This is a genomic window from Streptomyces sp. SAI-135 (genome assembly GCF_029893805.1).
In the GTDB taxonomy this organism is placed as follows: Bacteria; Actinomycetota; Actinomycetes; order Streptomycetales; family Streptomycetaceae; genus Streptomyces.
The window spans coordinates 5,061,568-5,085,688 of the sequence record NZ_JARXYP010000002.1 but is presented as its reverse complement, the minus strand read 5'-3'; the positions used below and the strand labels follow the sequence as shown (position 1 = coordinate 5,085,688).

Genomic DNA, 24,121 nt, shown 5'->3' with positions numbered 1-24,121 from the left:
CCGGGGCATGCAATGTGTCACCGCGTCCGGGCCCCGACACGCCAGGTCACGAAAGACGTCACCGCGTCCGGACGACGCCGCCGGAACACCTCGAAGCGCCGCCGGACTCCTGCGGCGCTCCCCGCGTACTCGGGCAGGAGTGTGAAAGGCGTCATACGTGCTGAACTCCACCCGGTCGGCGTCCGTGGGTACGGATGACCCGGTCCGCCGGACTCGACGAGTCCACAGGTCTAAACCAATTTCCGGTCGACCCTTGTCATCACACCCCCGGTCTGATGAGCTGTGGCCTGGGACACAACGGACACCCTGGGAAAGGCAGATGCCGTGAGCAACGAAAGCCTGGCCAACCTGCTCAAGGAAGAGCGCAGGTTCGCACCCCCCGCCGACCTGGCCGCCAACGCCAACGTCACGGCGGAGGCGTATGAGCAGGCCAAGGCTGACCGGCTGGGTTTCTGGGCCGCGCAGGCCCGCCGGCTGAGCTGGGCCAAGGAGCCGACCGAGACACTGGACTGGTCGAACCCGCCGTTCGCCAAGTGGTTCCAGGACGGCGAGCTCAACGTGGCGTACAACTGCGTCGACCGGCATGTCGAGGCGGGCCACGGCGACCGGGTCGCGATCCACTTCGAGGGCGAGCCGGGCGACAGCCGCGCGATCACCTACGCCGAGCTCAAGGACGAGGTCTCCAGGGCCGCGAACGCCCTGCTGGAACTGGGCGTCCAGAAGGGCGACCGGGTCGCCGTCTACATGCCGATGATCCCCGAGACGGCGGTCGCGATGCTCGCGTGCGCGCGGATCGGCGCCGCGCACTCCGTGGTCTTCGGCGGCTTCTCGGCGGACGCCCTCGCCACCCGCATCCAGGACGCCGACGCCAAGGTCGTCATCACCTCCGACGGCGGCTACCGGCGCGGCAAGCCGTCCGCGCTCAAGCCGGCCGTCGACGAGGCGGTCGGCAAGGCCGGCAACGTCGAGCACGTGCTGGTCGTGCGCCGGACCGGCCAGGAGGTCGCCTGGGACGACAGCCGGGACGTGTGGTGGCACGAGATCGTCGAGCGGCAGTCGGCCGAGCACACCCCGGAGGCGTTCCACGCCGAGCAGCCGCTGTTCATCCTCTACACGTCCGGGACGACGGGTAAGCCCAAGGGCATCCTGCACACCTCCGGCGGCTACCTCACCCAGACCGCGTACACCCACCACGCCGTCTTCGACCTCAAGCCGGAGACCGACGTCTACTGGTGCACGGCCGACGTCGGCTGGGTGACCGGGCACTCGTACATCGTCTACGGCCCGCTCGCCAACGGCGCCACCCAGGTCATGTACGAGGGCACCCCGGACACCCCGCACCAGGGCCGCTTCTGGGAGATCATCCAGAAGTACGGGGTGACCATCCTGTACACGGCGCCGACCGCGATCCGTACGTTCATGAAGTGGGGCGACGAGATCCCCGCGAAGTTCGATCTCAGCAGCCTGCGGGTGCTGGGCTCGGTGGGTGAGCCGATCAACCCCGAGGCGTGGATCTGGTACCGCAAGCACATCGGCGCCGACCGCACGCCGATCGTGGACACCTGGTGGCAGACCGAGACCGGCGCGATGATGATCTCCCCGCTGCCCGGTGTCACCGCGACCAAGCCCGGTTCCGCGCAGACCCCGCTGCCCGGCATCTCCGCGACCGTCGTCGACGACGAAGCCAACGAGGTCCCGAACGGCGGAGGCGGCTACCTGGTCCTCACCGAGCCGTGGCCCTCGATGCTGCGCACCATCTGGGGCGACGACCAGCGCTTCCTCGACACGTACTGGTCGCGCTTCGAGGGCAGGTACTTCGCCGGTGACGGCGCGAAGAAGGACGACGACGGCGACATCTGGCTGCTGGGCCGCGTCGACGACGTCATGCTCGTCTCCGGGCACAACATCTCGACCACCGAGGTGGAGTCCGCCCTGGTCTCCCACCCCTCGGTCGCGGAGGCGGCCGTCGTCGGGGCCGCCGACGAGACGACCGGGCAGGCCATCGTGGCCTTCGTGATCCTGCGCGGCACGGCGAACGCCGAGGACGAGGGCCTCGTCAACGACCTGCGCAACCACGTCGGCGCCACCCTCGGCCCGATCGCCAAGCCCAAGCGGATCCTGCCGGTGGCCGAACTGCCCAAGACCCGCTCCGGCAAGATCATGCGCCGGCTGCTGCGGGACGTCGCCGAGAACCGCCAGCTCGGTGACGTCACCACGCTGACGGACTCCACGGTCATGGACCTCATCCAGGCCAAGCTGCCGGCCTCGCCCAGCGAGGACTGAGCGGGTTCCTGACCACGGGGGTGTCGGGCGCGAGCGCGCGCCCGGCACCCCTTTTAGGTAAACTAAACAAAAGAGCGTGACCCTCAAGGTGTGCCGGGAAGTCTGGTCGGCGAGCAGCACTGCCCTGTCCACCGACCGGAGGTCCCCGATGCCCGCGCCCACTCGTAAGGTCCTCGGACGCCTCTCCCTCCCCGAGCGCACCTATGTCGCGGACGCGCTGCGCACCGAGACGGTCGGCGGTGTGCTGCTGCTCGTCGCCGCCGTCGCCGCGCTGGTCTGGGCGAACGTCCCCGCGCTGCACGGCAGTTACGAGAGTGTCAGCCACTACCACCTGGGCCCCGCGGCCCTCGGCCTCGACCTGTCCGTCGCACACTGGGCCGCCGACGGGCTCCTCGCGGTCTTCTTCTTCGTGGCCGGCATCGAGCTCAAGCGCGAGCTGGTCGCCGGTGACCTGAAGGACCCGAAGGCGGCCGCGCTGCCCGTGGCCGCGGCCCTGTGCGGCATGGTCGTACCCGCGCTCGTCTACACGCTCACCAACATCACCGGCGACGGCTCCCTGTCCGGCTGGGCCGTGCCCACCGCCACCGACATCGCCTTCGCGCTCGCCGTCCTCGCCGTCATCGGCACCTGGCTGCCGAGCGCACTGCGGGCCTTCCTGCTCACCCTGGCCGTCGTCGACGACCTCTTCGCGATCCTGATCATCGCGGTCTTCTTCACCGCCGACATCGACTTCGCCGCGCTCGGCGGCGCGGTCGCCGGCCTCGCGGTCTTCTGGGTGCTGCTGCGCAAGGGCGTGCGCGGGTGGTACGTCTATGTCCCGCTCGCGCTGGTGATCTGGGCGCTGATGTACAACAGCGGCATCCACGCCACGATCGCGGGCGTCGCGATGGGGCTGATGCTGCGCTGCACCCGGCGCGATGACGAGGAGCACTCCCCCGGCGAGCACATCGAACATCTCGTACGACCGCTCTCGGCCGGCCTGGCCGTCCCGCTGTTCGCCCTGTTCAGCGCGGGTGTCTCCATCTCCGGCGGCGCACTGCGTGACGTCTTCACCACGCCGGAGACGCTCGGCGTGGTCCTCGGGCTCGTCCTCGGCAAGACGCTCGGCATCTTCGGCGGGACCTGGCTCACGGCCCGCTTCACCCGGGCCTCGCTCAGCGACGACCTCGAGTGGGCCGACGTCTTCGCGGTGGCCACCCTCGCCGGGATCGGCTTCACCGTGTCGCTGCTCATCGGGGAGCTCGCCTTCGACGGCGACGCGGCGCTGACCGACGAGGTCAAGGCGGCCGTACTCCTCGGCTCGCTCACCGCGGCGACCCTCGCGACCGTGCTGCTGAAGCTGCGCAACGCCAAGTACCGCAGGCTGTACGAGGCCGAGGAGCGCGACGAGGACCTCGACGGCATTCCGGACATCTACGAGGAGGACGACCCGGCGTACCACCTGCGGATGGCGGCGATCTACGAGGGCAAGGCCGCCGAGCACCGCCGGATCGCCGAGCGCAAGACCGCCGAGCGGCTTGCCGAAGTGGCGGGCGGGGCAGGCGAGGAGGACCACCGTCGGGCATGATCTGACGGGACGGTACAAAAGACACGGCCCATGAAGTGTCACGGCCCATACAGAGTCAGCGAAGAGGGAGACCGCGATGAGCGCACCCGACGGCAGCCCGGTCGGCGCCGAACGCAGCATCGGCCAGCTGTTCGCCTCGGCGACGACCGAGATGTCGGCCCTGGTGCACGACGAGATCGCGCTGGCGAAGGCGCAGCTCAAGCAGGACGTCAAGCGGGGCGCGGTGAGCGGCGGCGCGTTCAGCGTGGCCGGCGGGGTCCTGCTGTTCTCCCTGCCGATGCTCAACTTCGCGCTGGCGTACGGCATCCGGACCTGGAGCGACTGGAACCTCGCGGTCTGCTTCCTGCTGTCCTTCGCCGCCAACGTCCTGGTCGCGCTGGTCCTCGCGCTGATCGGCGTCGTCTTCGCGAAGAAGGCGCAGAAGAGCAAGGGCCCGCAGAAGGTCGCCGCCTCGATGAAGGAGACGGCCGGGGTGCTGCAGAACGCCAAGCCGCACCCGCGTCCCGGCAACGACAACAAGGTCCTGGAGGAGCGGGTCCGGGAGACCAAGGCCATCGAGGCTGTGGCACGCTCGTCGTCATGACCGACCCCGCCACCCCTTCGGCGCAGCAGCCCGCCTCTCTCGTACGGCCCGACGGTCCCTGGACGCACCGGGACGTGGCGGCCAACGGCGCGCGCTTCCACATCGCCGAGATGGGCGACGGACCGCTCGTGATGTTCCTGCACGGCTTCCCCCAGTTCTGGTGGACCTGGCGCCACCAGCTGGAGGCGCTCGCCGAGGCCGGCTTCCGGGCCGTGGCCATGGACCTGCGCGGCGTCGGCGGCAGCGACCGCACCCCGCGCGGCTACGACCCCGCCAACCTCGCCCTGGACGTCACCGGCGTGATCCGTTCGCTCGGCGAGCCGGACGCCGCGCTCGTCGGCCACGACCTGGGCGGCTACCTGGCGTGGACGGCGGCCGCGATGCGTCCCAAGCTGGTGCGCCGGCTCGCGGTCGCCTCGATGCCGCACCCCCGGCGCTGGCGCTCGGCGATGCTCTCGGACCTCAAGCAGACGCGCGCCGGCTCCTACATCTGGGGGTTCCAGCGGCCCTGGGTGCCGGAGCGGCAGCTCACCGCGGACGACGGCGCGCTGGTCGCCGAGCTGATCCGGGACTGGTCCGGCCCGCGGCTGCCGGACGACGAGGCGGTGGAGACGTACCGCGCGGCGATGTGCATCCCCTCGACGGCGCACTGCTCGATCGAGCCGTACCGCTGGATGGTGCGCTCCCTGGCCCGGCCCGACGGGATCCAGTTCAACCGGCGCATGAAGCGGCCCGTCCGCGTGCCGACCCTGCATCTGCACGGTTCGCTCGACCCGGTGATGCGGACCAGGAGCGCGGCGGGCTCCGGGGAGTACGTCGAAGCGCCCTACCGCTGGCGGCTGTTCGACGGCCTCGGACACTTCCCGCACGAGGAGGATCCGGTCGCCTTCTCCACCGAACTGATCAATTGGCTGAAGGACCCCGAACCCGATCGGTGACCGAAAGTTCGCGCCCGGTATCCGGACCTGAACACCTGTACTTCGAACGGCCACTTGCCCGGCGCATAGGCCAATTGGGGGGCGTGGGGGTGGTTATCGACCTTGGGGCGGGGGCAGACGTCCGGGTATGGGCTGGACGCACGACTACAGTGACGCAGCACGCAATCGACGCTCGGGGGCTGCCCTGAGCCCCCACCATCAGGGCGGTGCCCCGCAACTGCCGGGCGGCACGGACCTGAGGGTGGGCATTCCGCGCATCCTGCGCCGCCGGGCCCGCTGGGTCTCGGTACGCCTGCGTCACCCCCGCGGCTGACGCGCCGCTCCTCCGACACCCCTCACAGCGCGCAGCTGTCGCTGTCCACCTGCTGGTTCGCGGTGCGCCCCTTGGCGATGTCCTCCTGGATCTCGTCCGCGGTGAGCGCGTACCCGGTGTCGGCGTCGTCGAGCGACTTCGCGAACACCACGCCGTACACCTTGCCCTGCGGGGTGAGCAGCGGGCCGCCGGAGTTGCCCTGGCGGACGGTCGCGTAGAGGGAGTAGACGTCGCGGTTGACGGTGCCGCGGTGGTAGATGTCCGGTCCGTGGGCGTCGATGCGCCCGCGCACCCGCGCGGAGCGGACGTCGTACGAGCCGTTCTCCGGGAACCCCGCGACGATCGCGCTGTCCCCGCTGGCGGCGTCCTCGGACGTGAACTGCAGCGCTGGCGCGTCCAGATCGGGCACGTCCAGGACGGCGATGTCGCGCTCCCAGTCGTAGAGGACGACCGTGGCGTCGTACTTCCTGCCCTCGCCGCCTATCTGGACCGTGGGCTCGTCGACGCCGCCGACGACGTGCGCGTTGGTCATGACACGGCGGTCGCCGAAGACGAAGCCGGTGCCCTCCAGGACCTTGCCGCAGCTCGGCGCGGTGCCCATGACCTTGACGATGGAGCGCTGGGCGCGGAGGGCGACCGCGCTGTTCGCGAGCTTCGGGTCGGGCGGCTGGACCTCCTTGATCGGTTCGTCGGAGAACGGGCTGAAGACCTGCGGGAAGCCGTTGTCCGCGAGGACCGAGGTGAAGTCCTTGAACCAGGTGTCGGCGTCGGCGGGCAGCACCTCCTGCATGCCGAGGAGCACCTTGGAACCGCGGACCTCCTTGCCGACCGTGGGCATCGTGGTCTGCGCAAGCATGGCGCCGATCAGCCAGGCGACCAGGAGCATCGCGAGGACGTTGACGAGGGCGCCGCCGGTCGCGTCCAGGGCGCGGGCCGGGGACCATGTGATGTACCGGCGGAGTTTGTTGCCGAGGTGGGTGGTCAGGGCCTGGCCGATGGAGGCGCAGACGATGACGACGACCACGGCCACGACGGCGGCGACCGTGCCGACCTCCGCGTGGTCGGTCACCGCGTCCCAGATGACGGGGAGGGTGTAGACGGCGACGAGACCGCCGCCCAGGAAACCGATCACCGACAGGATGCCCACGACGAAGCCCTGGCGGTAGCCGACGATCGCGAACCACACGGCGGCGACCAGCAACAGGATGTCCAGCACGTTCACCGGTTCGAGCCTCGCCTCATCACTTCGCGTTCACCACAGGTCCGTCGGCCGGCCGGGGCTGTCCCCGGCAAGACACAGCACGGACGCCACCCTGTCATGCGCGCCAGTCGAGCGGGACCTGCTTCTCGCGGTCCCAGGGGCGCTCCCAGCCCGCGTAGTGCAGGATCCGGTCGATGATTCCGGCGGTGAAGCCCCAGACCAGGGCCGATTCGACCAGGAATGCCGGGCCTCGGTGTCCGCTGGGGTGGACGGTCGTCGCACGGTTGTCGGGGTCCGTGAGATCCGCCACGGGGACCGTGAAGACGCGGGCGGTCTCGTTGGGATCGACGACCCCGACCGGGGTGGGCTCGCGCCACCAGCCCAGCACCGGGGTCACCACGAAGCCGCTGACCGGGATGTACAGCTTGGGCAGCACGCCGAAGAGCTGGACGCCGGACGGGTCGAGGCCGGTCTCCTCCTCGGCCTCGCGCAGGGCGGCCCTGAGCGGCCCGTCGCCCTTCGGATCACCGTCCTCCGGGTCCAGCGCGCCCCCGGGGAACGACGGCTGCCCGGCGTGCGACCTCAGTGAACTCGCCCGCTCCATGAGGAGCAGCTCGGGGCCGCGCTCACCCTCGCCGAACAGGACCAACACGGCCGACTGGCGCCCGGCGCCGTCCGCCGGCGGCAGGAAGCGGCTGAGCTGGAGCGGCTCGATCGTCTCCACGGCGTGCACCACCGGGTCCAGCCAGCTCGGCAGCCCGTCCTTGCTGAGCGCCACGCCCTTCGTACGGCTCGCCCGTGTCATCGCCACCCCCGTCGTCCTGCACACCCCAACGCCTGACGATCCCTAGATCGTTCCACCCGTCCCTCATGCACACCGGGGGTACTCGACAGACCTGAGGTGCTCGGCACACCGGGGGTGCTCGACACACCGAGCGTGCTCGGCACACCGGTCCGGCTCGGCGCCACGCTCGGGCACGAGTCTCCGGACCGGCCCGGCGCCACGCCCAGGCCCGGGTCTCCGGCTCGGCCGATCTCTCCCGGACGGCCCGGCGCCACGGCCGGCCCCGGCTCTCCGGTCCGGCCCGAGGCCACGCTCAGGCCCGGCACACCGGTCCGGCCCGACGCCATGGCCGGGCCCGGGTCTCCGGCTCGGCCGATCTCTCCCGGACGGCCCGGCACCACGCCAAGACCCGGCTCTCCGGACCGGCCCGGCGCCACGCTCGGGCACGCGTCTCCAGCCCGGCCGAGCTCTCTCGGTCGGCTCGGCGCCACGCTCAGGCACGGCTCTCCGGACCGGCCCGGCGCCACGCTCGGGCACGGCTCTCCGGACCGGCCCGGCGCCACGCTCGGGCACGGCTCTCCGGCTCGGCCCAGCTCTCCCGGTCGGCCCGGCGCCACGGCAGGCCCCGGCTCTCCGACCCGGCCCGGCGCCACGCTCGGGCACGGCTCTCCGGCTCGGCCCAGCTCTCCCGGTCGGCCCGGCGCCACGCTCAGGCACGGCACACCGGTCCGGACCAGCTCTCTGGCCCGGCAGAGTTCTCCCGGTCGGCTCAGCGCGTCAATCGGGCGGAGCTTCTCGCCGTGGCCCGGTCGGCTTGGCCGGCGCCGCGGTGCCCCGGCCGAGTCCGGCTCTCGGGCCCAGCGGCAGCCCAGGCCGGCCCGGGCAACTGGTGCCGCCGTTCCTGCCCTCACCCGGTGGCCCCCAGCGGAGGCGCGGGCTTGCCGCCCGCGTCCAGGTAGGCCTGCGGGGGGTTGAGGCGCTGGCCCGGGAAGCCGCCCTTCTCGTACTTCAGGAGCTTTCGCGCCTTCTCCGGGTCCGTCTCGCCCTCGCCGTAGGCCGGGCAGAGCGGGGCGATGGGGCAGGCGCCGCAGGCGGGCTTGCGGGCGTGGCAGATGCGGCGGCCGTGCCAGATGACGTGGTGCGACAGGTCCGTCCAGTCGCTCTTCGGGAAGAGCGCGGAGACGGCGGCCTCGATCTTGTCGGGGTCGGTCTCCTCGGTCCACTGCCAGCGCCTGACCAGCCGCATGAAGTGCGTGTCGACGGTGATGCCGGGCCGCCCGAAGGCGTTGCCGAGGACGACGAAGGCGGTCTTGCGGCCCACACCGGGCAGCGTCACGAGGTCCTCGAGCCGCCCCGGGACCTCGCCGCCGAAGTTCTCCACGAGGGCCTTGGAGAGCCCTATCACCGACTTGGTCTTGGCCCGGAAGAACCCGGTAGGCCGGAGGATCTCCTCGACCTCCTCGGGGTTGGCCGCGGCCAGGTCCTCGGGGGTCGGGTACTTGGCGAACAGCGCCGGGGTCGTCTGATTGACCCTCAGGTCGGTGGTCTGCGCGGACAGGACCGTCGCCACGATCAGCTGGAAGGGGTTCTCGAAGTCCAACTCGGGGTGGGCGTACGGGAACACCTCCGCGAGCTCGCGGTTGATGCGCCGGGCGCGGCGGACCAGGGCGGTCCGCGACTCGTTCCTCGGCGGCTTCGCGGCGACCGTCCTCGTGGCCGAAGCCTTCTTGACCGGGGCCGTCGCCTTCTTCGGGGCGACCGTCGCCTCCTTCACGGCCGCCTTCCGTGCGGGAGCCGCCGCCTTTCGCACGGGAGCGGCCTTCTCGGCCGCCTTCTTCGCCGAAGCCCTCTTCTCCACCGGAGCCTTCCCTGCCGCTTTTGCCGTTTTCTTTCCGCCCCCGGCGTCCTGTTCGCCCACAGCGGAATCCCGACGCGCAACCACCCGCCCAGCCCCCTCGGCCTGTGCTCTCACCGGCGTTTTGGACACCCGGCCAGCCTAGGGCCCGGCACTGACATCCGCCCCGGACCCCGATGACCGGCCCCCAATTGGACCCCTGCCGCTTACCCCGGGACATGTGTGCGGCATCCTTGTGACAGATCACACTGTTTGGACCGTCCGGCAAAATGGGCACCGGGTTCCCCTGGTACCAAAGGGGAACAAGATCCCATGAGCAGGTCGACAAGGAGAGAACTCGTGGACGACGTTCTGCGGCGCAACCCGCTCTTCGCGGCACTCGACGACGAGCAGTCCGCGGAACTGCGCGCCTCCATGAGTGAGGTGACGCTCGCACGTGGGGACTCCCTGTTCCACGAAGGCGACCCGGGCGACCGGCTCTACGCGGTCACCGAGGGCAAGGTGAAGCTCCACCGCACCTCCCCCGACGGTCGCGAGAACATGCTGGCCGTGCTCGGCCCCGGCGAGCTCATCGGCGAGCTGTCGCTCTTCGACCCGGGCCCGCGCACCGCGACCGCCACCGCACTGACCGAGGTCAAGCTGCTCGGCCTCGGCCACGGTGACCTCCAGCCCTGGCTGAGCGCCCGCCCCGAGGTGGCCTCGGCGCTCCTGCGCGCCATCGCGCGGCGTCTGCGCAGGACCAACGACCAGATGTCCGACCTGGTCTTCTCGGACGTGCCGGGCCGTGTGGCCCGCGCGCTGCTCGACCTCTCCCGCCGCTTCGGCGTGCAGTCCGAGGAGGGCATCCACGTCGTCCACGACCTCACGCAGGAGGAGCTGGCCCAGCTGGTCGGCGCCTCCCGCGAGACGGTCAACAAGGCCCTCGCGGACTTCGCCCAGCGCGGCTGGCTGCGCCTGGAGGCCCGTGCGGTGATCCTCCTGGACGTCGAGAGGCTCGCCAAGCGCTCGCGCTGAGCACCGGTCGTCGTACGACGTCGAAGGGCCCTGCCGTACGGCGGGGCCCTTCTCGTGTCGCCGGATCGCCGGATCGCCGCACTGACCGACCTGACCGGTACCGGCGACGGATGATCGCCACAGCTCCCCGCTCCCGCGGCACTTCGCGCCGCCCACCCTTTCCCTACCCGGCGGTGACCACGTTCGGCCCCACACGGGCCGCCCAGGGCCGTAAATGAGCCGTCCCCGGGTCGGCCGCCGGGCAGAGTGATCCCATGGCCGCCGAAACAGTTCCTCCCCCCGCCCCCAAGGGACTCGACGCCCAGGGCTTCATCGAGCGCGAGGGCTCCCTCGGACGGATCCCGCAGCCCTTCCGCCCGGTCGTCGCCGCCGCCCGCGACCGGGTGCTCGACCTGTTCGGGCCGCGGCTGCACAGCGCCTACCTCTACGGCTCGGTCCCGCGCGGCACCGCGCGCGTGGGCCACAGCGACCTCGACCTCCTGCTGGCGTTGCGGGACGAGCCGACCGACGCGGACCGGGAGGGCGTACGGGAACTCGGGGAGGCGCTCGACAAGGAGTTCCCGCAGATCGACGGGGTCGGAACGCTGCTGTACAGCCGCGATCTCCTGCTGAGCGACCTGGAGCGCCACGACCTGGGCTGGTTCGTGGCCTGTCTGTGCACCCCGCTGCTCGGCGACGACCTGGCGGAGTACCTCCCCCGCTACCGCCCCGACTCCCTCCTGGCCCGCGAGACCAACGGCGACCTCGACCTCCTGCTCCCCCGCTGGCGGGAACGGATCGGGACGGCGGACTCGGACGGGGCCCGGACCCGCCTGGTGCGTTTCCTGTCCCGCCACCTGGTCCGCACCGCGTTCACCCTGGTCATGCCCCGCTGGAACGGCTGGACGAGCGACCTGGGCGAGATGGCGGAGGTCTTCGCCGCGTACTACCCCGAGCGCGCCGAGCAGCTGAGGGCGGCGGCCGCCCTCGGCCACGCCCCGACCGCCGACCCGGACGTGCTGCGCGCGTACGTCGACGATCTGGGCCCCTGGCTGGCGGACGAGTACACGCGCGTGCACGGCACGAAGACCCCTAGATGAGCCCGTGCTCCTCCAGGTACTCGAGCTGGGCCCGCACCGAGAGCTCGGCGGCGGGCCAGAGCGACCGGTCCACATCCGCGTACACGTGTTCGACCACGGCAGCGGGTGTCCGGTGTCCGTCCTCCACGGCCGTCTCGACCTGGGCGAGCCGATGGGCCCGGTGGGCGAGATAGAACTCCACGGCGCCCTGGGCGTCCTCCAGGACGGGCCCGTGGCCCGGCAGGACGGTGTGGACGCCGTCGTCGACCGTCAGGGACCTCAGCCGCCTCAGGGAGTCCAGATAGTCGCCCAGGCGGCCGTCGGGATGGGCCACGACGGTCGTGCCGCGCCCGAGGATGGTGTCACCGGTCACGACGGCCTGATCGGCCGGGAGATGGAAGCACAGCGAGTCGGCGGTGTGCCCGGGCGTCGGGACCACCCTCAGCTCCAGCCCGCCGACCCGCACCACGTCACCCGCGCCGAGCCCTTCGTCCCCCAGACGCAGCCCGGGGTCAAGGGCCCGCACCCTGGTACCGGTCAGGGCGGCGAAACGGGCGGCGCCTTCGGCGTGGTCGGGGTGGCCGTGGGTGAGCAGGGTGAGCGCGATCCGCTTGCCTGCGGTCGTGGCGGTGTCGACGACGGCCCGCAGATGTCCCTCGTCGAGCGGACCGGGATCGACCACGACCGCCAGTTCGGAGTCCGGCTCCGACAGGATCCAGGTGTTGGTGCCGTCCAGGGTCATCGCGGAGGCGTTGGGCGCGAGGACGTTGACGGCTCGCGCGGTGGCGGGGCCCGAGAGGACCCCGCCCCGCGGCTGGCCGGGGAGGGCTGCGGCGTCGGTCATGCGGAGGCTCCACCGGTCGGGATGTGTTTGGTGAACTCGTCGTGCCCCGGCCAGGACAGCACGATCTCGCCGTCCACCAGCCGGGCCTGCGCGAGCACAGGGGTCAGGTCACGGTCGGGCGCGGCGGCGAGCGCGTCGGCGGCGGTGCCGTAGGGGATGAGCTGCCGAAGGGTGGCGATGGTGGGCGGCATCATCAGCAGCTCGCCCTTGTCGTAGCCGTCCGCCGCGTCCTGGGGCCGGATCCACACCGTGCGGTCGGCCTCGGTGGAGGCGTTGCGGGTGCGCTGCCCCTCGGGAAGGGCGGCGACGAAGAACCAGGTGTCGTAGCGGCGGGGTTCGAACTCGGGTGTGATCCAGCGCGTCCAGGCCCCGAGGAGGTCCGACCTGAGCACGAGCCCCCGGCGCTCCAGGAACTCCGCGAAGGACAGCTCCCGGGCCACCAGGGCGGCCCGGTCCGCCTCCCACTCAGCACCCGTGGTGTCACCGACCACCGTCTCGGGCGTCGCACCGGCGAGCAGGACGCCGGCCTCCTCGTACGTCTCCCGCACGGCCGCGCAGACGATCGCCTGCGCCGTCGTCTCGTCCACCCCGAACCGAGCCGCCCACCACGCGCGCGTGGGGCCCGCCCAGTGGATCTGGTGCTCGTCGTCACGGGGGTCGACGCCGCCGCCGGGGTAGGCGTAGGCACCGCCGGCGAAGGCCATCGAGGCCCGCCTGCGCAGCATGTGCACGACGGTCCCGGCCGGGCCGTCCTTCAGCAGCATCACGGTGGCGGCGCGTCTGGGCACCGCCGGTACCAGCGTGCCGTCCGCGAGCGCGCGGATACGGTCCGGCCATTCCGCTGGGTACCACTGCCCGTTTGCCATGGCCGGAGGCTAACTCCTGGCGCGCGGATGTTCGAGACCAGGTTGCGTCCGGTTGCCGGGCGACCGCGGGTCCGTCGTGGCTGGTCGCGCAGTTCCCCGCGCCCCTGGGTGGGACATGTGGACGCTCGTGCAGACGCGGACGGCGGCAAGGGGACGGGGTGGGGGGTGTCCGCCCGCAGCGGCCGGCGTCCGGCACAGGGGACAGTAAAAGGGGCCGAGCCGCCGGACCGAGGACGGATACCCCCCACCCCGGCACCGACCCCACCACCGGACCGCACGCGCTACAGAAGCCCCCAGAGACCGCAACGGGCCGCCGCAGGCACTCAGGGGCGCGGGGAACTGCGCAAAACGCCCGCCCCCACCGGGCCGGCGGTGTCACGACGAGGCCAGTTCCACCTGAACCTCGACCTCGACCGGCGCGTCCAGCGGCAGCACAGCCACCCCCACCGCACTGCGCGCGTGCACGCCCGCCTCGCCAAGCACCTCGCCCAGCAACTCGCTCGCCCCGTTGATCACACCCGGCTGGCCCGTGAAGTCCGAGGCCGACGCCACGAACCCCACGACCTTCACCACGCGCGCGATCCGGTCCAGATCACCGGCCACGGACTTCACCGCGGCCAGCGCGTTCAGCGCGCACGTGCGGGCCAGCGCCTTCGCCTCCTCGGCCGTGACCTCCGCGCCCACCTTCCCGGTGACCGGAAGCTTGCCGTCGACCATGGGCAGCTGACCGGAGGTGTACACGTACACCCCCGACTGCACGGCCGGCTGGTATGCGGCCAGCGGCGGCACGACGTCCGGCAGCGTCAGCCCCAGCTCCGCGAGCCGCGCCTCGACCGCCCCGCTCACGCCGCCTTCTCCCGCTTCAGGTACGCCACCAGCTGCTCGGGGTTGTTCGGCCCGGGCACGACCTGCACGAGCTCCCACCCGTCCTCGCCCCAGGTGTCCAGGATCTGCTTCGTGGCGTGGACGAGCAGCGGCACGGTCGCGTATTCCCACTTCTTGGTCATGCGGCCGACTTTAGCCGCTGCTCACCCACAGCCCGCGCCCGCGTTATCCACAGCCTCCTGCTTAGGTTCGCCCTCGACTGGTTACGCTCGAATACGTGAGCAGGCTCCAGGTCGTCAGCGGCAAGGGCGGGACCGGAAAGACGACGGTCGCCGCAGCCCTCGCGCTGGCCCTCGCCACCGAGGGGAAGCGGACGCTTCTCGTCGAGGTGGAGGGTCGCCAGGGAATCGCGCAGCTCTTCGAAACGGAGGCGCTGCCCTACGAGGAGCGGAAGATCGCCGTCGCTCCGGGGGGCGGGGAGGTGTACGCACTGGCCATAGACCCCGAACTGGCCCTTCTGGACTACCTCCAGATGTTCTACAAACTCGGCGGAGCGGGACGCGCCCTGAAGAAGCTCGGCGCGATCGACTTCGCGACCACCATCGCGCCCGGCCTCAGGGACGTCCTCCTGACCGGCAAGGCGTGCGAGGCGGTCCGCCGCAAGGACAAGTCCGGCCGCTTCGTCTACGACTACGTCGTGATGGACGCGCCCCCCACCGGCCGCATCACCCGCTTCCTGAACGTCAACGACGAGGTCGCCGGACTCGCCAAGATCGGCCCGATACACAATCAGGCGCAGGCCGTGATGCGGGTGCTGAAGTCCAAGGAGACGGCCGTCCACCTGGTGACCCTCCTGGAGGAGATGCCCGTCCAGGAGACCGCGGACGGCATCGCCGAACTGCGGGCCGCCCACCTGCCCGTGGGCCGGATCGTCGTGAACATGGTGCGCCCGGAGGTGTTGGACGGCACCGACCTGGAACTCGTACGGACCACACAGCGTTCAGCGGTGGCGAAGGCGCTGTCCTCGGCCGGACTCGGCGGCGCCCGCCGCGGGGGCAACGCCGAGAAGCTGGTCGATCCGCTGATCCAGCAGGCCGAGGAGTACGCCGAGCGGTACGACCTGGAGCACGAACAGCGCTCCGTGCTCGGCGAGCTGGGGCTGCCGCTGCACGAACTGCCCTTGCTGACCGAGGGCATGGACCTGGCGGGTCTGTACGAACTGGCCACCGAGCTGCGGAAGCAGGGGATGTCATGAGCCCGGACGCCGACGCGCACGACCGGCACCACCGTCTTTCTCCCGCCCCCGTGCTCGATCTCGATCCCCTGATCGACGATCCGGGCACCCGCATCGTGGTGTGCTGCGGCTCCGGCGGTGTCGGCAAGACCACGACCGCGGCGGCCCTCGGCCTGCGCGCGGCCGAGCGGGGCCGCAAGGTCGTCGTCCTCACCATCGACCCGGCCCGCCGGCTCGCCCAGTCGATGGGCATCGACTCGCTGGACAACGTCCCGCGCCGGGTCAAGGGTCTCGACGACTCCGCGAGCGGTGAGCTGCACGCGATGATGCTCGACATGAAGCGCACCTTCGACGAGATCGTCGAGGCGCACGCGGACGCCGAGCGGGCGGCCGCGATCCTGAACAACCCGTTCTACCAGTCGCTCTCGGCGGGCTTCGCGGGCACGCAGGAGTACATGGCGATGGAGAAGCTCGGGCAGTTGCGGGCCCGGGACGAGTGGGACCTGATCGTCGTCGACACGCCTCCCTCGCGTTCCGCCCTCGACTTCCTAGACGCGCCGAAGCGGCTCGGCTCCTTCCTCGACGGCAGGCTCATCCGGCTGCTCACCGCCCCGGCCAAGCTGGGCGGACGGGCGGGGATGAAGTTCCTGAACGTCGGGATGTCGATGATGACCGGCACCCTCGGCAAGCTGCTGGGCGGTCAACTCCTCAAGGACGTCCAGACGTTCGTGGCCGCGATGGACACGACGTTCGGCGGGTTCCGCACGCGCGCGGACGCGACGTACAAGCTGCTTCAGGCACCCGGGACGGCGTTCCTGGTGGTCGCGGCCCCGGAGCGGGACGCGCTGCGCGAGGCCGCGTACTTCGTGGAGCGGCTGGCCGCGGAGCGCATGCCGCTCGCCGGTCTGGTGCTCAACCGCGTCCACGGCAGCGGCGCCGACCGGCTCTCGGCCGAGCGGGCGCTCGCCGCCGCGGAGAACCTGGAGGCCGCGGAAAATCTTGAAGAGCCTCGCATTGTCGATCAGGAGGGCGGGAAAGCTGGACTTCGTAACTCTCCCGACACGTACGGCAGTTCAGAATCTCCCGCTTCCGAGGCCCCGGCTCCTGACGAAGGCTCCCCCGCCGACCCGCAGAACCCGAGCTCGAAGCACACGGAGAAGGAGCGGCCGGCCCCAGGGGCTGACCGGTCCGTCGACCAGCTCACCGCGGGCCTGCTGAGGCTGCATGCGGATCGTATGCAGCTGCTCTCCCGTGAACAGCGCACGCGTGACCGCTTCACCGCGCTCCACCCCGAGGTGGCGGTGGCCGAAGTGGCCGCGCTGCCCGGGGATGTGCATGACCTCGCGGGGCTGCGGGACATCGGAAACCGGCTCGCGGCCGGGCGGCCGGAGCTGCCCGGGACCGCGACGGACTGACCGGGCTCCGAGCTCGGCGGCCCGAGGGGTACCACCGAGGTCCGAGGTCCGCAGGGCGTCCCCCGAAGGTCCGCAGAATGGCCCACGCCGGAGGTGATCCACCTCGGAGGTGACCCACCTCTGATCCGCCGTCGAGGGGTGTCCCTCGTCGTCGAGGGGTGTCCCCGTCCCGCTCAGCTCACCGCCGCGTAGTTCTCGTAGATCTCGTCGTCCTCGAGGGGCAGGATCCCGACCCCTCGCTCGTACTCGACGCGCGCCGTCTCCAGCAGCCTGCGCCACGACGTGACCGTCGGCCGCCGGCGCAGCAGGGCGCGGCGCTCGCGCTCTGTCATGCCTCCCCACACGCCGAACTCGACGCGGTTGTCCAGCGCGTCGGCGAGGCACTCCGTGCGCACCGGACATCCGGTGCACACCGCCTTCGCCCGGTTCTGCGCTGCTCCTTGAACGAACAGTTCATCCGGATCGGTAGTGCGGCAGGCCGCCTGCGCACTCCAGTCGACTACCCAGCCCATACCGGCGCCGTCCTCTCCCGAATCGAGGCTCCCCCACGGCGGCAGCGGCATATTCACCGCCGCCAGTTGAGGACGTTACGGAAGGCAGGCACAGCGCAACACCCCCTTCGGGCCCAATCTTGAATGGCCCGAACGGACTATGCGTAAGCGGCAGATCACCCGGGGGAGTGAGCCCGCGACATACGTGACTATCCCGGCATACCAGGACGCTTGTCTTGCGTCACAACGGGCACCTGATGACACACGAGGCGGATTCGGACACGCCCCCACCAAAAAAGTCGGGGAACTTCCGGAACGATTCGGGGTCGCCGGACGTATTGATACGTGGCCCTACTGCTGTGACAGTTGAGAGCAGCTTAGGCCAACGCCTGTGCGCGTGTCCGGCGAATGAGAAGGTAGGGCGCTTCTGTCGTCATGCCCGCTCCGACGCGGTCGAGCCCGCTTCCGTCGCCATGCCGTGACATGGGCTCCCCCTGAACGCTCATGAGTACGGATTAGGCTGCCCCTATGTCGAAGAAGCGCTCGGGCGGCGGTCTGTCGCCCACGCAGCAGGCCGCCAAGTTCCTCGGTGTCAGTGTCCTCGCGGGAGCGGTGATGGCCGGCATCGCGCTGCCCGCGGCCGGCGCACTGGGGCTCGCGGCCAAGGGGTCGGTGGAGAGTTTCGACGAGCTCCCGACCAACCTGAAGACCCCGCCGCTGAGCCAGCGCACCACCATCCTCGACAGCGAGGGCGGCACCATCGCCACGGTGTACTCGCGCGACCGCACGGTGGTCGACCTCAAGGACATCTCGCCGTACATGCAGAAGGCGATCGTCGCGATCGAGGACTCGCGCTTCTACCAGCACGGCGCGGTCGACCTGAAGGGCGTCCTGCGCGCGCTCAACAAGAACGCCCAGAGCGGCGGCGTCGCCCAGGGCGCCTCCACGCTCACCCAGCAGCTCGTGAAGAACGTCGCGGTGGAGGAGGCCGGTGACGACCCGACGAAGGTCGCCGAGGCCACCCAGCAGACCATCGGCCGCAAGATCCGCGAGCTGAAGTACGCGATCCAGCTCGAAGAGGAACTCGGCAAGAAGAAGATCCTCGAGAACTACCTGAACATCACGTTCTTCGGCCAGCAGGCCTACGGCGTCGAGGCCGCCTCCCAGCGTTACTTCTCCCGGCACGCCAAGGACCTCAACCTGGAGCAGTCGGCGCTGCTCGCGGGCATCGTCCAGTCCCCCAGCCGCTACGACCCCGTCAACGACGAGGCCGAGGCGACCAAGCGGCGCAACACCGTGCTCCAGCGCATGGCCGAGGTCGGTGACGTCTCGCAGGCGGAGGCCGACAAGGCCAAGGAGCAGCCGCTGGGCCTCAAGGTCAGCAAGCCGAAGAACGGCTGCATCACCGCGGTCAAGGGCGCCGGCTTCTTCTGCGACTACGTCCGCGAGGTCTTCCTGACCGACCCGGTCTTCGGCAAGACCAAGGAGGCGCGGGCCAAGGTCTGGAACCAGGGAGGCCTGACGATCCGGACCACCATGGACCCGCAGGCCCAGAAGTCGGTGCAGAACTCCATCAAGGAGCACGTCTACCAGGACGACGACGTGGCCACCGCGGCCACCATCGTCCAGCCCGGCACCGGCAAGATCCTGGCGATGGGCCAGTCGCGGCCGTACGGCATCAACGTCAAGAAGAACGAGACGACGATCAATCTCTCGGTCAACGGCTCCATGGGCGGCGGCGCGGGCTACCAGCCCGGTTCGACGTTCAAGCCGATCGTGGCCGCGGCCGCCATAGAGGGCGGTACTCCGGCGACGCAGATCTACCCCTCGCCGTACAAGATGGACTACCCGGCCCCGGTCCAGGCCTGCAACGGCAAGGTCTGGAACGAGAAGGGCGTCCCGGTCGAGAACGAGAACTCCTCCGAGACCGGCCCGTACGACATGAAGACCGCGACGGCGAAGTCGGTCAACACCTACTACGTGTCGTTGATCAGCGACATCGGCATCTGCCCGGTGACGGAGATGGCCGCGAAGATGGGCGTCCAGCGCGCCGACGGCCGCAAGATCCAGCAGGCCCCGTCGATCGCCCTGGGCACCCAGGAGATGTCCCCGCTGACCATGGCGAACGCGTACGCGACCTTCGCCTCGCGCGGGATGTACTGCACCCCGGTCGCCATCGAGTCGATCACCCAGCGGGCCGGCGAGAAGTCGAAGTCCCTCCAGGTCCCGAAGTCGACCTGCTCGCGGGCGATGTCGGAGAACACCGCGGACACCATCAACACGCTCCTGAAGGGCGTGGTCGAGGACGGCACGGGTTCCCAGGCGGGCCTCGGCCCCAGCCGTGACAGCGCGGGCAAGACGGGTACGACCGACGAGCGCTACGCGGCCTGGTTCGTGGGCTACACGCCGAACATGGCCGGCGCGGTCTGGGTCGGCGACCCCGCCCACAAGCGCCAGATGAAGAACATCACCATCGGCGGCGTCGGCTACGGCAAGGTCTTCGGTGGCGAGGTCCCCGGCCCGATCTGGCGCGACATGATGAGCGGCGCCCTGGAGGGCAAGGAAGCCCCGCAGTTCAACACCGTCTACATCCCGGACATGCCGAAGAAGGAGGACCCCGGCAAGGGCGACGACGACGGCGACAACGGCGACAACCGCGGGAACGACAACGGCGGCAACGACAACGGCGGGAACGACGGTGGCAACACCACCTTCCCGACGCCGAGCTTCTCCATCCCGGAGGGCTTCATCCAGGGCACGAACAACGGGAACGGCAACGGGGGTGGGCGCGGCTGACGTCCGCACCGCCCTGCACGAATGAGAGCCCGGCCCCGCGCATTCAGCGGGGCCGGGCTCTCGTACGCCTGTGGGATGCCGTACTCAGCCGGCCAGGTGCTTCTTGACCGCGGCGGCGACGCGGCCGCCCTCGGCGAGGCCCGCGACCTTCGGGTTCACGATCTTCATGACGGCGCCCATGGCCCGCGGCCCCTCGGCCCCGGCGGCCTTCGCCTCCGCGACGGCCTGGGCGACGACGTCGTTCAGCTCCTCGTCGCTGAGCTGCTTCGGCAGGTACTCGGCGAGCACCTCGCCCTCGGCCTTCTCCCGCTCGGCGGACTCGGCGCGACCACCCTGCGCGAAGGCGTCCGCGGCCTCACGGCGCTTCTTCGCCTCCTTGGCGATCACCTTGAGCACCTCGGCGTCGGAGAGCTCACGCTTCTCCTTGCCCGCGACCTCCTCGTTGGTGATCGCGGCGAGCGTCATGCGGAGCGTCGAGGAGCGCAGCTCGTCGCGCCCCTTGATCGCGGCGTTGAGGTCTTCCTGCAGCTTCGACTTGAGCGTGGTCATGGGATTGATTGTCGCAGGTGCGGGGTGAGGGGCGCCCGCGCATTTACCGGGCGGTGGGCGCCCGGTCGGGGAGGTCTTCGTGATCTGACACGATGGAGGCATGCGCGCGCGATACGGAGTTCCCCTGGGAATCGCGGCGGTTGGCGCCGCCGGTCTCGTCTACTCGGCTGGTTTCGAAGCCCGTTCCTTCCGGCTGCGACGAGTGACGGTCCCCGTCCTGCCGCCCGGCATGCGCCCCCTGCGGGTGCTCCAGGTCTCCGACATCCACATGGTCGGCGGCCAGCGCAAGAAGCAGCGCTGGCTGCGCTCACTGGCGGGCCTGCGCCCGGACTTCGTGATCAACACGGGCGACAACCTGTCGGACCCGGACGGCGTGCCCGAGGTCCTGGACGCGCTGGGCCCGCTGATGGAGTTCCCGGGCGCGTACGTCTTCGGCTCCAACGACTACTACGGCCCCAAGTTCCGCAACCCCGCCCGCTACCTGTTCGAGAAGGCCCAGGGCCGCCACGGCCTGAACGGCAACGCCCCGGCGGTAGGGGTCGTCCACAACCCGTGGGAGAACCTGCGGGACGGTTTCGACGCGGCGGGCTGGCAGAACCTCACGAACACACGGGGCACGCTGAAGATCGAGGGCGTGTCGGTGGAGCTGACCGGCCTGGACGACCCGCACATCAAGCGGGACCGCTACGCCGAGGTGGCCGGCGGCCCGTCCGGCGCGGCCGACTTCTCGATGGGCCTGGTGCACGCGCCGTACCTGCGCGCCCTGGACGCGTTCGCCGCCGACGGCTACCCGCTGATCCTGGCCGGTCACACCCACGGCGGCCAGATCTGCCTTCCCTTCTACGGCGCCTTCGTCACCAACTGCGATCTCGACACCGACCGCGTGAAGGGCCTGTCCCGGCACACGGCGGAGGGCAGGACGTCGTATCTGCACGTGTCGGCGGGCTGCGGCACGAGCCGCTACACGCCGGTTCGTTTCGCGTGCCCGCCCGAGGTGACGCTGTTGACGCTGGTGGGCCGGGAGTAGAGGGCGTTCACCCGCCCAGCTCGTCACCCGACCAGCTCGCCCACATCGCCCCTTTTGCCGGTTTTGCCTAACGTGAAGGCATGACCGCGCCGATACCGAAGGACCTCCCGGACCTCCCCGCCCTCCCGGGAATGCCCACCTTCCTGCCCTCGCCCGTCCCCGCCACGGCGGTGGTGGCTCCCGTACGCCACCCCGTGGCCGCCGCCTTCCGCGTGCTGGTGGCTCTGACGGCCGCGGGGGCCGTGACCGTCGAACTGCTCCTGAGCAGCGCGGTGCGCACCCTGAGCTATTTCTCGGTCCAGAGCATGATCCTGCTGGCGCTGGTGCTCCTGCCGTCGGCCCGCAGAGCGTGGACAGCCCGCCGCCCCGTGTCGTCCGCATGGACGGGTGCGGCCCTGCTCTACGTCGTGATCACGGCCCTGGTGCACCACGTACTGCTGGCGAACGCGTCGAGCCCCTTCCTCCTGACCGGAGAGGCGGCGCACCCGACCGGCTGGCACGCGGTGACCGCCCACCTCATGCACACGGCGATCCCCGCGGCGGCACTGGCGGACTGGCTCCTGCTGACGCCCCCCGGCCGCCTGCACCTGCGCCAGGCGGCGACCTGGCTGCTGTACCCCCTGGCGTACCTGCTGTTCTCCTTCCTCCGAGGCGAACTGATCCCCCCGGGCACACCGGGCCGCTACCTCTATCCCTTCCTGGACGTCGACCTCCACGGCTACAAGAACGTCCTCGGCAACGCCCTCCTCCTCGGCCTCTCCTTCTACGCTCTCGCGATCCTCCTGGTCGCCCTCGACCACGTCCGCCCGAACCCCATCCGCCACCGCGCCAAAACCGGATTTCGTCTCCAGCCACCGGTGGGCTAAAGTAAACGACGTCGCCGCGACGAGCAGCGACGATCGGGGTGTAGCGCAGCTTGGCAGCGCGCTTCGTTCGGGACGAAGAGGTCGTGGGTTCAAATCCCGCCACCCCGACAGCCGAAACACCAGATCAGGGCCAGGTACTCAAGCGAGTACCTGGCCCTGATCTGCGTTGCGGGTCTAACTGAGTGGATAAGGGCTCGGGTCGCGCTTGAGGATGCCGTCCATGACCACGGCGCCGGTCTGGATCAAGGGCCGGATCTGCTTCCGGTAGACCTCATCGGTGACCGCCGGAGCTGCGCGATCTCGTCTCCAGCACGGACGAGACCGCTCTCGTGCACGACGAGTGATTGTGGGACCGCTTGCCGGATTCGGTCAGCCGTCCAAGCTCAGGCCGGCGGTTGGAGGAGGCCGAGTGGTTCCAAAGCGGGGACGAGAACGTGATCATCGTCCAGGTCGTCGGTGAAGCAGGGGTGGAGTGATCTCAGGGGTGTGCTGGGGGACATCCCCGATGCGGCGGGCCACGACATCCGGTGGACTGGCACTCGCCTGCGCCTCTCGACCAGAAAGCAAAGCATGAATACGACAGTTGAATGGATCCGAGCCGACGAGCGACTCCCCTACGACGGTGCCGGCATCCTCGCAGCCGTGACCGGTCGCTATCCGGGCGAGCAGGAGGATGGCCCCGAGTCGCTCTCCGGGCAGGAGTTCTGGCTGGTACTCCCGATGTACTTCCGTCGCATCCATCCGGTGGAGGAAACCGGAGAGATCATCGAGAACTGCTTTTACGACTCCGACGGCGTGGTCCGCTTCCCCATCGGTGGGCCGACCTGCGAGGAAATGGTCACGCACTGGGCCGAAATGCCGAGCCTTCCCGGCATGGACGTACAGCGCGTCTACGGCAAGGACGTAGGACGTGCGCTTCGCGCCCTGCCCCCTTCCACGTGAAGCCAGAGCTCTCGGCCCGCCCTGGGACCAGGCGCTACGCCACAGTTGCCTCCGCTTTGCAGGCCGGTAACTGCGTGACAACGCCGACGAACAACGGCGGACAGGTACCCGCGCGGCGGGTCAAGTCGACGCTGCCGTCACTATGCCCAGCAGGGTCAGGGTGTAGAACGCCGTGGCCCAGGTCAGGGCATGGCGGATGCAGCGGTATTTGGTCCAGGCGATCCGGGAGAGGAACGCCAGTTGGTTCAGGTCGCGGGACATGGGGTCGGTGCGGGTGAGCGTGCGTTCCAGTTGGGCCGGGGACGTGGTCAGTCTCGCGTCGCCGAAGTAGTGGGTGCGGGACCGTCGGGGGTGGCCGAGTCGTGGGGTCACCGCCAGGCCCAGCAGGACCAGCGCCGGGGCACAGGCGGCGCAGCCCGCCCAGAGCAGGAGCTGGGGGACGATCGGGTACTGCCGCGGGGCGATCACGCCGCTGCCGATCGCGCCGAGGAGGGCGGTCAGGGTCGCGCCCAGGGACGCCAGCAGGAGGCCGGCCTTGTTGTCGGCCCTCACCAGTTCCTCGCGGGCCTCCAGGAGCAGGACCCTGGCCAGTTGTGCGCCACGGGTCGGGGTTGAGGTCGGGGTCGGGTTCGTGTCGCCTCCGGGTGTGGTCATGGCTCCCTCCGCCTTT

The 24,121-nt window shown here is 70.5% G+C and carries 23 protein-coding genes and 1 tRNA gene; 14 read left to right on the top strand and 10 right to left on the bottom strand.

The features are described from left to right. Window positions 1-324 precede the first annotated feature (324 nt). The 5 genes from acs to M2163_RS27555 all read left to right on the top strand — a co-directional run bounded on the left by acs (window position 325) and on the right by M2163_RS27555 (window position 5,684). The gene (acs, locus tag M2163_RS27575) at window positions 325-2,283 is read left to right on the top strand and encodes an acetate--CoA ligase (RefSeq protein WP_280850164.1); all 1,959 of its coding nucleotides are present in this window, start codon (window positions 325-327) and stop codon (window positions 2,281-2,283) included. A 148-nt stretch (window positions 2,284-2,431) separates the two neighbouring features. Continuing rightward, on the top strand, window positions 2,432-3,850 hold the full coding sequence (gene nhaA / locus M2163_RS27570) for a Na+/H+ antiporter NhaA (protein WP_280850165.1): 1,419 nt from the start codon (window positions 2,432-2,434) through the stop codon (window positions 3,848-3,850). Between the two features lie 76 nt (window positions 3,851-3,926). Beyond that, complete coding sequence (locus tag M2163_RS27565) at window positions 3,927-4,433, top strand: phage holin family protein (RefSeq protein ID WP_280850166.1); 507 nt, start codon at window positions 3,927-3,929, stop codon at window positions 4,431-4,433. Continuing rightward, window positions 4,430-5,371: an alpha/beta hydrolase gene (locus tag M2163_RS27560; RefSeq protein WP_280895315.1), complete on the top strand. Its 942-nt coding sequence runs from the start codon at window positions 4,430-4,432 to the stop codon at window positions 5,369-5,371. Before M2163_RS27565 ends, M2163_RS27560 begins: the two co-directional genes overlap by 4 nt. 127 nt (window positions 5,372-5,498) lie before the next feature. Further along, a complete protein-coding gene (locus tag M2163_RS27555) occupies window positions 5,499-5,684 on the top strand; it encodes a hypothetical protein (RefSeq protein WP_280850168.1) in 186 nt (61 codons plus the stop codon). A 22-nt stretch (window positions 5,685-5,706) separates the two neighbouring features. Here the strand turns inward: M2163_RS27555 and M2163_RS27550 are convergent, their stop codons facing one another. From M2163_RS27550 to nth, 3 genes are all read right to left on the bottom strand, one after another. Then, window positions 5,707-6,906, bottom strand: a complete 1,200-nt coding sequence (locus tag M2163_RS27550) for a MarP family serine protease (protein ID WP_280850169.1) — start codon at window positions 6,904-6,906, stop codon at window positions 5,707-5,709. Window positions 6,907-7,000: 94 nt separating this feature from the next. Then, on the bottom strand, window positions 7,001-7,690 hold the full coding sequence (locus M2163_RS27545; RefSeq protein WP_280897326.1) for a CoA pyrophosphatase: 690 nt from the start codon (window positions 7,688-7,690) through the stop codon (window positions 7,001-7,003). 886 nt (window positions 7,691-8,576) lie between these two features. Beyond that, complete coding sequence (gene nth / locus M2163_RS27540; RefSeq protein ID WP_280895314.1) at window positions 8,577-9,527, bottom strand: endonuclease III; 951 nt, start codon at window positions 9,525-9,527, stop codon at window positions 8,577-8,579. 336 nt (window positions 9,528-9,863) lie between these two features. Between nth and M2163_RS27535 the strand changes: the two genes are divergently transcribed. After that, entirely contained in the window at window positions 9,864-10,538 is a 675-nt protein-coding gene (locus M2163_RS27535) for a Crp/Fnr family transcriptional regulator (protein WP_007383667.1), read from the top strand. A 254-nt stretch (window positions 10,539-10,792) separates the two neighbouring features. Next, window positions 10,793-11,617: a nucleotidyltransferase domain-containing protein gene (locus tag M2163_RS27530; RefSeq protein WP_280895313.1), complete on the top strand. Its 825-nt coding sequence runs from the start codon at window positions 10,793-10,795 to the stop codon at window positions 11,615-11,617. Here M2163_RS27530 and M2163_RS27525 read toward each other — a convergent pair. The 4 genes from M2163_RS27525 to M2163_RS27510 form a co-directional block, all read right to left on the bottom strand. Then, window positions 11,610-12,440 (bottom strand): MBL fold metallo-hydrolase, encoded by an 831-nt coding sequence (locus tag M2163_RS27525; RefSeq protein WP_280895312.1) that lies wholly within the window; start codon window positions 12,438-12,440, stop codon window positions 11,610-11,612. The genes M2163_RS27530 and M2163_RS27525 overlap by 8 nt on opposite strands. Further along, window positions 12,437-13,306, bottom strand: a complete 870-nt coding sequence (locus tag M2163_RS27520) for an NUDIX hydrolase (protein WP_280895311.1) — start codon at window positions 13,304-13,306, stop codon at window positions 12,437-12,439. Before M2163_RS27520 ends, M2163_RS27525 begins: the two co-directional genes overlap by 4 nt. Before the next feature lie 375 nt (window positions 13,307-13,681). Then, the gene (locus tag M2163_RS27515) at window positions 13,682-14,152 is read right to left on the bottom strand and encodes a RidA family protein (protein WP_280850174.1); all 471 of its coding nucleotides are present in this window, start codon (window positions 14,150-14,152) and stop codon (window positions 13,682-13,684) included. Then, complete coding sequence (locus M2163_RS27510) at window positions 14,149-14,313, bottom strand: DUF4177 domain-containing protein (protein ID WP_007383662.1); 165 nt, start codon at window positions 14,311-14,313, stop codon at window positions 14,149-14,151. Before M2163_RS27510 ends, M2163_RS27515 begins: the two co-directional genes overlap by 4 nt. 95 nt (window positions 14,314-14,408) lie before the next feature. On the opposite strand from M2163_RS27510, the gene M2163_RS27505 reads away from it, so the two are divergent. After that, window positions 14,409-15,386, top strand: coding sequence for an ArsA-related P-loop ATPase (locus tag M2163_RS27505; protein WP_280895310.1), 978 nt, complete (start codon window positions 14,409-14,411; stop codon window positions 15,384-15,386). Beyond that, complete coding sequence (locus M2163_RS27500) at window positions 15,383-16,780, top strand: ArsA family ATPase (protein WP_280895309.1); 1,398 nt, start codon at window positions 15,383-15,385, stop codon at window positions 16,778-16,780. The genes M2163_RS27505 and M2163_RS27500 overlap by 4 nt, the downstream gene beginning before the upstream one ends. Window positions 16,781-16,953: 173 nt before the next feature. Here the strand turns inward: M2163_RS27500 and wblA are convergent, their stop codons facing one another. Next, entirely contained in the window at window positions 16,954-17,292 is a 339-nt protein-coding gene (wblA, locus tag M2163_RS27495; protein ID WP_030324083.1) for a transcriptional regulator WblA, read from the bottom strand. A 507-nt stretch (window positions 17,293-17,799) separates the two neighbouring features. Between wblA and M2163_RS27490 the strand changes: the two genes are divergently transcribed. Next, a complete protein-coding gene (locus tag M2163_RS27490; protein WP_280895308.1) occupies window positions 17,800-20,067 on the top strand; it encodes a transglycosylase domain-containing protein in 2,268 nt (755 codons plus the stop codon). Between the two features lie 84 nt (window positions 20,068-20,151). On the opposite strand, the gene M2163_RS27485 is transcribed toward M2163_RS27490, so the two are convergent. Continuing rightward, window positions 20,152-20,616 carry a GatB/YqeY domain-containing protein gene (locus M2163_RS27485; protein WP_280895307.1) on the bottom strand — a complete coding sequence of 155 codons (465 nt, stop codon included), beginning with the start codon at window positions 20,614-20,616 and terminating at the stop codon, window positions 20,152-20,154. A gap of 100 nt (window positions 20,617-20,716) precedes the next feature. On the opposite strand from M2163_RS27485, the gene M2163_RS27480 reads away from it, so the two are divergent. The 4 genes from M2163_RS27480 (at window position 20,717) to M2163_RS27465 (ending at window position 23,451) form a co-directional block, all read left to right on the top strand. Further along, window positions 20,717-21,643, top strand: coding sequence for a metallophosphoesterase (locus M2163_RS27480; RefSeq protein ID WP_280895306.1), 927 nt, complete (start codon window positions 20,717-20,719; stop codon window positions 21,641-21,643). Window positions 21,644-21,723: 80 nt separating this feature from the next. Beyond that, entirely contained in the window at window positions 21,724-22,509 is a 786-nt protein-coding gene (locus tag M2163_RS27475) for a Pr6Pr family membrane protein (protein WP_280895305.1), read from the top strand. A gap of 34 nt (window positions 22,510-22,543) precedes the next feature. Beyond that, window positions 22,544-22,617 (top strand) — tRNA-Pro (locus M2163_RS27470). A 378-nt stretch (window positions 22,618-22,995) separates the two neighbouring features. Continuing rightward, window positions 22,996-23,451 carry an AQJ64_40280 family protein gene (locus M2163_RS27465; protein ID WP_280895304.1) on the top strand — a complete coding sequence of 152 codons (456 nt, stop codon included), beginning with the start codon at window positions 22,996-22,998 and terminating at the stop codon, window positions 23,449-23,451. A gap of 120 nt (window positions 23,452-23,571) precedes the next feature. On the opposite strand, the gene M2163_RS27460 is transcribed toward M2163_RS27465, so the two are convergent. After that, a complete protein-coding gene (locus M2163_RS27460; RefSeq protein WP_280895303.1) occupies window positions 23,572-24,105 on the bottom strand; it encodes a Pycsar system effector family protein in 534 nt (177 codons plus the stop codon). Window positions 24,106-24,121: the final 16 nt, after the last annotated feature.

Bases quoted from the DNA above. Each gene is read 5' to 3' on its own strand.
- M2163_RS27555 (WP_280850168.1), top strand. From the start codon at position 5,499: ATGGGCTGGACGCACGACTACAGTGACGCAGCACGCAATCGACGCTCG.
- M2163_RS27460 (WP_280895303.1), bottom strand. From the start codon at position 24,105: ATGACCACACCCGGAGGCGACACGAACCCGACCCCGACCTCAACCCCG.
- M2163_RS27565 (WP_280850166.1), top strand. From the start codon at position 3,927: ATGAGCGCACCCGACGGCAGCCCGGTCGGCGCCGAACGCAGCATCGGC.
- M2163_RS27500 (WP_280895309.1), top strand. From the start codon at position 15,383: ATGAGCCCGGACGCCGACGCGCACGACCGGCACCACCGTCTTTCTCCC.
- nhaA (WP_280850165.1), top strand. From the start codon at position 2,432: ATGCCCGCGCCCACTCGTAAGGTCCTCGGACGCCTCTCCCTCCCCGAG.
- M2163_RS27530 (WP_280895313.1), top strand. From the start codon at position 10,793: ATGGCCGCCGAAACAGTTCCTCCCCCCGCCCCCAAGGGACTCGACGCC.
- M2163_RS27510 (WP_007383662.1), bottom strand. From the start codon at position 14,313: ATGACCAAGAAGTGGGAATACGCGACCGTGCCGCTGCTCGTCCACGCC.
- M2163_RS27475 (WP_280895305.1), top strand. From the start codon at position 21,724: ATGACCGCGCCGATACCGAAGGACCTCCCGGACCTCCCCGCCCTCCCG.
- M2163_RS27480 (WP_280895306.1), top strand. From the start codon at position 20,717: ATGCGCGCGCGATACGGAGTTCCCCTGGGAATCGCGGCGGTTGGCGCC.
- M2163_RS27525 (WP_280895312.1), bottom strand. From the start codon at position 12,440: ATGACCGACGCCGCAGCCCTCCCCGGCCAGCCGCGGGGCGGGGTCCTC.
- M2163_RS27560 (WP_280895315.1), top strand. From the start codon at position 4,430: ATGACCGACCCCGCCACCCCTTCGGCGCAGCAGCCCGCCTCTCTCGTA.
- M2163_RS27520 (WP_280895311.1), bottom strand. From the start codon at position 13,306: ATGGCAAACGGGCAGTGGTACCCAGCGGAATGGCCGGACCGTATCCGC.
- M2163_RS27545 (WP_280897326.1), bottom strand. From the start codon at position 7,690: ATGACACGGGCGAGCCGTACGAAGGGCGTGGCGCTCAGCAAGGACGGG.
- M2163_RS27485 (WP_280895307.1), bottom strand. From the start codon at position 20,616: ATGACCACGCTCAAGTCGAAGCTGCAGGAAGACCTCAACGCCGCGATC.
- wblA (WP_030324083.1), bottom strand. From the start codon at position 17,292: ATGGGCTGGGTAGTCGACTGGAGTGCGCAGGCGGCCTGCCGCACTACC.
- M2163_RS27490 (WP_280895308.1), top strand. From the start codon at position 17,800: ATGTCGAAGAAGCGCTCGGGCGGCGGTCTGTCGCCCACGCAGCAGGCC.